Annotated in this window: 3 protein-coding genes; 1 reads left to right on the top strand and 2 read right to left on the bottom strand. The window is 69.7% G+C overall.

Annotated elements, in window-relative coordinates; all coding sequences use genetic code 11:
- Both ADBZ5U_RS11945 and ADBZ5U_RS11940 read right to left on the bottom strand, forming a co-directional pair.
- On the bottom strand, window positions 1–198 hold a 198-nt coding region (locus ADBZ5U_RS11945; protein WP_526265690.1), incomplete at its 3' end, for a UPF0182 family protein.
- A gap of 53 nt (window positions 199–251) precedes the next feature.
- Window positions 252–1,274 carry a YlbL family protein gene (locus ADBZ5U_RS11940; protein ID WP_526265688.1) on the bottom strand — a complete coding sequence of 341 codons (1,023 nt, stop codon included), beginning with the start codon at window positions 1,272–1,274 and terminating at the stop codon, window positions 252–254.
- A gap of 32 nt (window positions 1,275–1,306) precedes the next feature.
- Between ADBZ5U_RS11940 and ADBZ5U_RS11935 the strand changes: the two genes are divergently transcribed.
- On the top strand, window positions 1,307–2,423 hold a 1,117-nt coding region (locus tag ADBZ5U_RS11935), incomplete at its 3' end, for a zinc-dependent metalloprotease (protein WP_526265686.1).

Here is a 2,423-nt window from a genome sequence, read left to right as displayed (position 1 = left end):
GAACACGATCAGCCGGGTGAACAGCACGGTGGTGAACACCGAGCGGTAGCCCAGTTCGCCGAACCACAGCCAGTCGACGTAGGTGTCGATGAAGCGGGGGCCGATCAGCAGCGCCGCCACCACGGCGGTCGCGATCCCGAGCAGGACGCGGCTTCGCCCGTTCAACGCCGGCATTCGGACGGGCGGCCGGACAGTCACTGAGTCCCTCCGCGGTGTTCGATCAACAGGAGCACGCGGCCAACTCTACGCAACTAGCAGTACGGGGGATTTCCGCCCGTGGTCAGAGTCTTGAGTGCGTCGATGACCTGGGTCAGGTTCTCGGCCGCGATCAGCTCCATGGTGTTGCCGGCCACGGTGCGGGCCTCGTCGCAGTTGTCCTTGGGCACCAGGAAGACCGTGGCCCCGGCCTGCTGGGCGGCCGGCATTTTGTGGCTGATGCCGCCGATCGGGCCGACGGTGCCGTCGGCGCCGATGCTGCCGGTGCCGGCGACGAACTTCCCGCCGTTGAGGTCCCCGGTGGTGAGTTTGTCGACGACGGCCAGGCTGAACATCAGGCCGGCCGACGGCCCGCCGATGTTGGCCAGGTTGAAGTCGACGGTGAACGGGGCCCACGGGGCGTCGCGCACGGCGATGCCCAGGTAGCCGTGCTCGCGGTCGTCGTTGCGGCCCAGGGTGATCCGGGCGCTGCCCGACGGCCCGCCGCGGCGGCGGTAGTTGATGACGACCTCGTCGCCGGGTTTGGTCTTCTTCAGCAGTGCGCTGAACGCCTCGACGTCGGCCACCTTGGTGCCGTCGACGGCCTCGAGGGCGTCGCCGGGTTGCAGCTTGCCGGCCGCCGGGCCGGGGTCGTTGACCCGCTCGGCGGTGACGGCCTTGGGGTACTCCAGGTAGTTCAGGGCCGCGTACTCGGCGTTGTCCTCGGACCGCTGAAAGTCTGCGGACTGGGCGTTCTTGATGTCCTCGCGGGACTTCTCCGGCGGGAACACCAGGTTCCGGGGCACCAACTGCTCGTCGCCGGAGGCCCAGAACACCATCGCCTGGCCCAGGGTCAGACCGTCCTTCTGGGAGACGGTAGTCATGTTCAGGTGCCCGGCGGTGGGTTTGACCGTGGTGCCCTCGATGGCCACCACCGGCTTGCCGTCGACCTCGCCGAGGGTGTCGAACGTCGGCCCCGGCCCCATCGCCACGTACGGCACCGGGACGGCGGCCAGCAGAACGCCGAACACGACGACCGGGGCCATGGCCACCAAGAGCGTCGAAATGCGCCTGTTCACGCACCACACAGTAGCGGCGGTACCGTGGACCCATGGCTGACGTGCCCTTCGGGTTCTCCTCCGGCGAAGACGCCGACCGCGACAAGTCCGGCAAGGAGCGCGGCGGCGACACCCCGCCAGGCGGTGATCCGTTCGGATTCGGCGGGGCCGGCTTCAACTCGGGCGACCTGGGCCAGATCTTCTCCAAGCTCGGCGAGATGTTCTCCGGGGCCGGCAGCGCGATGGCCTCCGGCGGCAAGGGCGGGGCGGTGAACTACGACCTGGCCCGCAAGCTGGCGTCGAGTTCCATCGGGTTCTCCGCCCCGGTGTCGCAGTCCACCTCCAAGGCCGTCGCCGACGCGGTGCACCTGGCCGACACCTGGCTGGACGGGGCCACCGCGCTGCCGGCCGGGGCGACCAGGTCGGCGGCCTGGACCCCGCAGGACTGGGTGGACAACACCATGGGCACCTGGAAGCGGCTGTGCGACCCGATGGCCGAACAGATGTCGACGGTGTGGACCTCGGCACTGCCCGAGGAGGCCAAGACGATGGCCGGTCCGCTGCTGGCGATGTTGACCCAGATGGGGTCGATGGCGTTCGGCTCGCAGCTGGGCCAGGGTCTGGGTCGGCTGTCCAAGGAGGTGCTGACCGGCACCGACATCGGACTTCCGTTGGGGCCCACCGGGATTGCCGCACTGATGCCGGCCGCCATCGAGGAACTCTCCGAGGGGCTGGACCAGCCGCGCAGTGAGATCCTGACCTTCCTGGCCGCCCGCGAGGCCGCCCACCACCGGCTCTTCAGGCATGTGCCGTGGCTGTCCAGCCAGTTGCTGGGCGCGGTGGAGGCCTACGCCAAGGGCGTGAAGATCGACATGAGCGGGATCGAGCAGATGACGGCGGGCTTCGACCCGACGTCGCTGGCCGACCCGTCGAAGATGGAAGAGCTTCTCTCTCAGGGCATGTTCGAACCCAAGACCACCCCCGAGCAGACCGCCGCGCTGGAGCGGCTGGAGACCCTGCTGGCGTTGATCGAGGGCTGGGTGTCCACCGTGGTCGCCGCGGCCCTCGGGGACCGGATCCCCGGGACGGCGGCTCTGAGCGAGATGCTGCGGCGACGGCGGGCCACCGGCGGGCCGGCCGAGCAGACCTTCGCCACCCTGCTGGGCCTGG

Origin of the sequence: Mycobacterium sp., assembly GCF_040398885.1 — a bacterium.
Classification (GTDB): Bacteria; Actinomycetota; Actinomycetes; order Mycobacteriales; family Mycobacteriaceae; genus Mycobacterium.
Note: the sequence above shows the minus strand (reverse complement) of the source record. Positions and strands in the feature narration are given on the sequence as shown.